Source organism: Phocaeicola sp. ICN-14070, from assembly GCF_037892625.1.
Taxonomy (GTDB): domain Bacteria; phylum Bacteroidota; class Bacteroidia; order Bacteroidales; family Bacteroidaceae; genus Phocaeicola; species Phocaeicola plebeius.
Window position 1 is genome coordinate 1 of record NZ_JBBKBF010000100.1, and the last position, 7,480, is coordinate 7,480.

4 protein-coding genes and 1 pseudogene are annotated in these 7,480 nt (G+C 37.3%); all 5 read left to right on the plus strand.

The genetic code is table 11. The features are described 5' to 3' along the window. Positions 1–804 (plus strand): annotated as a pseudogene (locus WKT20_RS17120) (SusC/RagA family TonB-linked outer membrane protein); the annotation flags it as partial. A gap of 13 nt (positions 805–817) precedes the next feature. After that, positions 818–2,371, plus strand: coding sequence for a SusD family outer membrane lipoprotein NanU (gene nanU / locus WKT20_RS17125; RefSeq protein WP_340417788.1), 1,554 nt, complete (start codon positions 818–820; stop codon positions 2,369–2,371). Between the two features lie 73 nt (positions 2,372–2,444). Then, positions 2,445–4,457: a family 20 glycosylhydrolase gene (locus WKT20_RS17130; RefSeq protein ID WP_340417789.1), complete on the plus strand. Its 2,013-nt coding sequence runs from the start codon at positions 2,445–2,447 to the stop codon at positions 4,455–4,457. Positions 4,458–4,484: 27 nt separating this feature from the next. Beyond that, positions 4,485–5,147: a GDSL-type esterase/lipase family protein gene (locus tag WKT20_RS17135; RefSeq protein WP_117702932.1), complete on the plus strand. Its 663-nt coding sequence runs from the start codon at positions 4,485–4,487 to the stop codon at positions 5,145–5,147. A 1-nt stretch (position 5,148) separates the two neighbouring features. Next, the gene (locus WKT20_RS17140) at positions 5,149–7,224 is read left to right on the plus strand and encodes a GDSL-type esterase/lipase family protein (protein WP_340417790.1); all 2,076 of its coding nucleotides are present in this window, start codon (positions 5,149–5,151) and stop codon (positions 7,222–7,224) included. Positions 7,225–7,480: the final 256 nt, after the last annotated feature.

Sequence of the window (7,480 nt, forward strand, 5' to 3'; positions counted from 1 at the left end):
GGAAAACTCGGTGATATGATAGGTTATGTACAGAATCATATCTTTAGAGATTGGAATGATGTAAAAGCTAACGCCAACATGGTCATTGACGAAGTTGCCAACTTGTATGGACCAGGTATGGCCAATGAAATAAACCCACAGACAGGTGTAACTTATGCTGAATCAAACGGATGGAAACCCATAGAACCAGGAGATGTATGCTGGGAAGACATCAATAAGGATGGAAAGATTAACAGCCTTGACCGTGCTGTAGTTGGTAATATATTCCCTAAAGTAACAGGTGGATTCTCAACGACCTTATCTTACAAGAACTGGTCATTGTACGCACGTTTCGACTATGCCGTAGGACACACTATTTACAACGACTTAAAGGCCCGTTCTTTAGGACAGTATCAAGGACAGTTTAATATCATAGATAAAGTGCATGACACATGGAGTGAAACGAATCCTGATACGGATCTTCCAGTCTTCACTTATGCTGACCAGTTGAACAAGAAAAACATTACTCGTTCTAACAATGGTACTACAGCTGTCGATAATAATAGTTCACGTTTCTATGAAAAAGGAGATTATCTGGCACTAAGAGAGATTACCCTCAGTTACTCTTTGCCAAAGAAATGGATTGGTAAAGCAGGTATGCAAGATGCATCTGTATATGTAACAGGACAAAATCTATTCTATATTACTGGATATGACGGTGTATCGCCTGAACCAGCCGTATCTACAGTTTACGGACGAGGTATTGATAATGGCCGTTATCCAACTCCTAGAACCTTATTGTTTGGCTTATCTGTAACATTCTGAAAAAACAACAATTATGAAAAAAATATTCAACTATATTATAGCCGGATGCCTGGCAACATCTTTTACTGGTTGCTTGGATATGGAACCTGTTAGTAGTATTACTGATGTAAACTATTGGAAAGATGCGGCTCAATTTGAGGCATTTAATGTGGGACTTCACGGTCTGCTTCGCGAAAGATCTTATACTATTTTCGAATTAGGAGAACCTCGCGCTGATATTTACAATTCCAATCCATTCACTGGGGAAGCTACTCAAGGAGTGGAGAGAATGATTGACAACACTTTAAATGCAGCCAACCCTGTGATTAGTAATTATGGAGATTTCTATGTATTAATTAATCAATTAAACTTGATGATTAGTCATACTGAATCTACTGATTTACTAGATGCAAGTACTAAAAACTATTATCTAGGAGAAGCTTATGGTTTAAGAGCTTATGTATATTTCCATTTGCTACGTTCATGGGGTGATGTAGTACTCCAGTTAGATTATACTAACGGTAACTCCATTGATATAGGTAATCCTAGCAAAGCCGCTTCATCTGCAGCTGATGTAATGACCCAAATTAAAAAAGATATCCAAAGTTCAGAAGATGCCTTTGGTGATGACTATTCTTTCAAATACGGCAAATGCTATTGGTCAAAAGCAGCCACAATGATGCTGAAAGGAGAAGTTTACTTATGGAGCGGAAAACAAATGAATGGCGGAGAAAGTGATTACACTACAGCTAAGAATGCGTTAATGGCAGTAAAAACTGCTGGTGTAGGATTGTTGAACGACTTTAAAAAGGTATTTGCATACGACAATAAAGAAAATGACGAAATCATTTTCGCTATACATAACGGAAGAAACGAATACAGCCTCTGGAATGACCAATATCGTATGAATATGGTAATGAACCAGCAATTCTTCTCTTCTTACTGTGACGAAAATGGAACTCCATTATCTAATAGTGAAATTGCAGATATTAACGGACTTATACGTTACCAGATTGAACAAGATCTATACACTCAACTGTACCGTGAAGGAGACAGCAGAAAAGCAAATTCTTTAAAAGGAATTTATAACAAAGAAAATGAGCAAATTACATTCAAAGCGCCCATCGCTTATAAATTTCAGGGAGTATTATTGGATGGTGACGCAACTAGAAGCTGGCTAGATGACTATCCAATCTACCGATATGCAGACTGCCTGCTTGCATTAGCAACTGCCAAAGCCTTCTTAGGAGAAGATATTTCTGCAGAAATCAATGAAGTGCGTGAACGTGCCTATGGGACAGAATATTTTAACGAACATAGAAACGAAATAGCATACCCCAATGACAAAGATGCTTCCTTCTATGCCAATAACAGATTTGTAGGCAGTGATGACAATCCTATTGAAACTATTCTAAAAGAGAGAATGAGAGAATTCTTATTTGAAGGAAAACGCTGGTATGACATCCGCCTTATGGGAGATGATTATGCAACCAAATATTCTGATGCAAATTCTTCACGCTTGCTATGGCCTATTGACGAAAATACTTTAGGAGAAAATAGTGCACTAGAACAAACACCAGGATATTAAATCTTGAATAATAAGTTTAATTCCAAGAGGATATTCCTGAAAGGGAATATCCTCTTCTTCTATATATACCACCATGAAACGCTGCTTACTTACGATTTTCATTTTGCAACTATTTTTGCTCCCTTGCAAAGGGAATAATTTCTATCCTCTTCTACCTTATCCACAAAAAATAACTTTTACCGGAAAACAATTAGTATTAGATCAAATACATCTTGAAACAACAGAAAGTAGTATATCTAAAGAATGGAAAGACTGGCTACAAGGCAATAAAGCATCCTCAACCTCTGTACAAACCGATAAGATCATTAAAATTAGCATTATAGATAACTTACCTGAAATTCCTATTAATTCGAATGAAGGTTATAAACTAAAAATTACAGAAAAACAAATCTATGTCACAGCGACCTCTTCTACAGGAGTATACAGAGCTTTGCAAACTATACAACAATTGACTTGCAAAAGTAATGAATATCATTTTCTTCCTACCTGTGAGGTTATTGACTGGCCTGCTTTTCGCATCAGGGGATTTATGCATGATGTAGGACGTACTTATATTTCCATGGAAGAACTAAAGAAAGAAATTGATTTACTCAGTAAATTCAAAATCAACGTATTCCATTGGCATCTAACAGAAAATCAAGCTTGGAGACTGGAAAGTAAAATATACCCCGAACTCAATGCTCCTGAAAACATGAGCCGTATGCCTGGAAAGTATTACACCCTACAAGAAGCCAAAGATCTTGTGGCTTTCTGCAAACAGCGACATGTCACATTAATTCCCGAAATTGATATGCCCGGACATAGTGAAGCTTTTGTCAAAACCTTCCGAACTGATATGCAAAGTGAAAAAGGAATGACTATTCTAAAGCAACTCATGGATGAGGTGTGTGAAACATTTGATACACCTTATATACATATTGGTACAGACGAAGTACAATTTACAAATCCACAATTCGTACCAGAAATGGTAACCTATATTCGCCAAAAAGGAAAGAAAGTCATTTCATGGAACCCAGGTTGGCAATACCAAGCAGGCGAAATAGACATGACACAGCTATGGAGTTACCGAGGAAAAGCCCAATCAAGTATTCCAGCAATCGACAGCCGCTATCATTACATTAATCATTTTGATATTTTTGCTGATTTGGTAGCTTTATACAATAGCCGTATTTATAATCAAGATATGGGAAACGAAGATATTGCAGGAAGTATTTTGGCTATATGGAACGACCGTTATCTCAGCGATGAAAAACAAATCGTAGCAGAAAACAATCTATATGCCAACATGCTGGCTCTAGCAGAACGAAGCTGGAAAGGAGGAGGATATGGGTATTTTGACGAGCAGACTAACCTTTTATGGAAAAACGACACAGGAATCTATACTCAGTTTGTTGATTTTGAAAATAGAATGCTTTGGCATAAAGAACATACATTCACAAACGAACCTTTTCCCTATGTTAAACAAACTAATGTAGTATGGCGCATCACAGATGCATTCCCTAACGAAGGGGATTTGCCCCGTTCATTTCCACCAGAAAAGGAAGAAAAAGAAAGCTATTTATATAAAGGAAAAACCTATCAAAGCCACATCATTTATGGAGCCGGAGTATACTTACGCCATGTATGGGGAGATTTAATTCCTGGGTTCTATACTTCTCCAAGGGAAAATCATACAGCTTATGCTACTACTTGGGTATTTTCTCCTTACGAACAACACGTAGGACTATTCTTGGATTTTCAGAACTACAGTCGTTCCGAAAGTGACCTAGCCCCACAACAAGGAACATGGGACTATAAAAGTAGCCGTGTCTGGCTGAATAATAAAGAACTACTTCCACCTGTTTGGAAGAATACCCATAAAGACCGATCAAACGAAATTCCATTAATGAATGAAAATGCAGCCTCCCGTCTGCCAATACAAGTCACTTTACAAAAAGGATGGAACAAACTCCTCCTCAAGTTACCTATAGGAGAGTTTAAAACCCCAGAAGTCAGATTGGTAAAATGGATGTTCAATGCTGTCTTTGTATCTCCTGACGGGAAAAAAGAAATAGACAATATTATTTATTCCCCCGATAAAAAATAATTTTAATCTGTTTAATACTATATACTTATGAACAAAATAATATTATTCATCATAGGCTTAGCAGTAAGCCTATCTACTTTCGGACAAACAGAAAGAAAATATTCTACTTATTACTACCAACGAGCTTCATTATTTGAACAACTTCCAACAAGTTCGGATGATATTCTTTTTATCGGAAATAGTATAACCGACGGAGGAGAATGGAGTGAATTATTCCAAAATCCCCATATCAAAAATAGAGGAATCAGTGGAGATACTACTTGGGGAGTCTATGATAGAATCTCTGTCCTCCTTAAAGGAAAGCCTGCACAAATCTTTCTAATGATTGGAATCAACAACGTTCCTCAAGGAGAATCTCCGAATAATATTGCCTCTGATATACAACAAATCATACAAAAAATAAAAAAAGAGTCACCGTGCACAGAAATCTTGATACAAAGTGTATTACCTGTTACCACAAAATACAACATGTTTCAAGAACATACCTCCCATTGGCAAGAAATCCCTGACATTAATCAGGCTATTTTAAATATTTGCCAAAAAGAAAATGTGAAATATATTGATCTTTTCACTCACTTTGTAGATGATAATGGACAAATGAAACCAGAATATACCAATGACGGACTACACCTTTTAGGAAAAGGTTACATGTTATGGAAAGAAATAATTACCCCTTATCTAAAAAAATAAAATGAAACAATCTATCTTAATTTCACTAGTATGGCTGTTTGCCTTTTTGCGGCAACCGATACAAGCTACAGAAACAATAAAAGTCGCTTGTGTAGGAAACAGTATCACATATGGCACCGGCATCACAAACCGTGATGCAGACTCTTATCCTGCACAATTACAGAAGCTACTAGGAAAAAAATATTCTGTGGGTAATTTTGGAAAGCCAGGCGCCACTCTACTAGCACATGGACATCGTCCTTATATTCAACAAAAGGAATATCAAAAAGCTCTTGATTTTTCTGGAGATATTGTAGTCATTCACCTTGGTATCAATGACACAGATCCAAGAAACTGGCCTAACTATAGAGATGAGTTCGTTCATGATTATTTGAAGCTAATAGAGTCTTTTAAAAAAGCCAATCCTCAATGCCGCATTCTATTGGCATACATTACCCCAATAGCTGACCGACATCCTCGTTTTATCTCAGGTACCCAACAATGGCATGAAGAAATTCAAGAAGCAATTAAAGTCGTTGCTCAAATAAGTCAGGCAGAGCTCATAGATTTCCATACCCCATTATACCCTTACCCTATTTTATTGCCTGATGCCATTCATCCTAATGAAGAAGGAGCACATATTCTGGCTCAGACAGCATACTCAGCTATCACTGGCGATTATGGAGGGCTTAAACTACCGATGCTCTATACTGATTATATGGTATTACAACGTAATACCCCACTACGTATTCATGGCACAGCTAATACGAAAACTCCTGTTACTGTAAGTATTGACGGACAAAAGAAAAAAACAATTGCTGATAAAAACGGTAAATGGGAAGTTATCTTAGATCCGATAAAGGCTGGAGATAATTATGAACTTTCCATACAAACTCCACAGCAATCACATACTTTTCATCACGTAGCAGCAGGAGAAGTATGGCTATGCTCTGGACAGTCTAACATGCAGTTCATGTTGCAACAAACCCAAGATGGCTCTACAGCTGTATCCCAAGCACATAACTCTCAAGTTCGTTTATTTCATATGAAAGGGAAATGGGAGACCAATGCTTCAGAATGGCCCACAGATGCTATTGATTCTGTTAATCACTTACTATATTACCAGACTACTTCATGGAAAGAATGTACCCCCAATACCGCCGCAACCTTCTCTGCTGTAGCATACTATTTCGGAAAAATGTTACAAGACAGTTTAAAAGTCCCTGTAGGACTGATCTGCAACGCTGTAGGAGGATCTACCACTGAATCCTGGGTTGATCGTCATTCTTTAGAAAAGTATTTTCCAGCAATACTGAAAGACTGGACAAACAATGACTTTATCCAGGACTGGGCTAGAGAAAGAGCCTTATTAAATTTAAAACAAAGTACAAATACATTCAAACGACACCCGTATGAACCTTGTTATTTATACGAAGCCGGCATACTTCCTCTACAACAATATCCGGTCAAAGGGATAATCTGGTATCAGGGAGAATCGAATGCTCACAATATGGAAGCCCATTATAGATTATTCAAACTTCTAGTTAATGGATGGAGAGACAACTGGAATAACCCTGACATGCCTTTTTATTTTGTACAACTTTCAAGCCTAAATCGTCCCTCATGGACCTGGTTTCGAGATAGCCAACGACGCTTAATGAATGAATTACCCCATACTGGTATGGCTGTCTCCTCCGATAAAGGTGATTCACTGGATGTACACCCTAAAGCTAAACGCCCTATTGGAGAGCGTTTAGCTAGATGGGCATTAAATCAAACTTATCATTATTCTTTACTCCCATCCGGTCCTCTTTATAAAAAAGCAATAAGTAAAAATAATGAAGTTATTATAGAATTTGATTATGCAGAAGGGTTACACAGTTCTGACGGAAATCCTCTTACGGGTTTTGAATTAGCAGAACACGAAGGAATGTATTTCCCTGCCCAAGCTATAATTGAAGGGAATAAAATTAAGGTTTATACTAATCAGGTAAAGAACCCCCAATATATACGTTATGGATGGCGGCCTTTTACACGAGCAAACTTAGTCAACAAAGACCAACTTCCTGCATCTTCATTCCGAGATAAAATTCAATAGGTCAACATTACATAGGCTGTTTCATATCTATGTTGAAACAGCCTATATTAATTATATCCGATAAAAACGAGTCATATTTCTTTACAAAAAGAAAACATCTCACAATAATAAAACCAATACTTCGGTAAATTTTTACCGAAAGATTAAAAGTTAAACAATAAAACCGGCAAAAGCTGGTTCGGAAACACTAAAGAGGTCATTGAATACGAGGTGAACAAGGGAAAGCTATACGGATTGAGGGTATATGCAAAAGCTC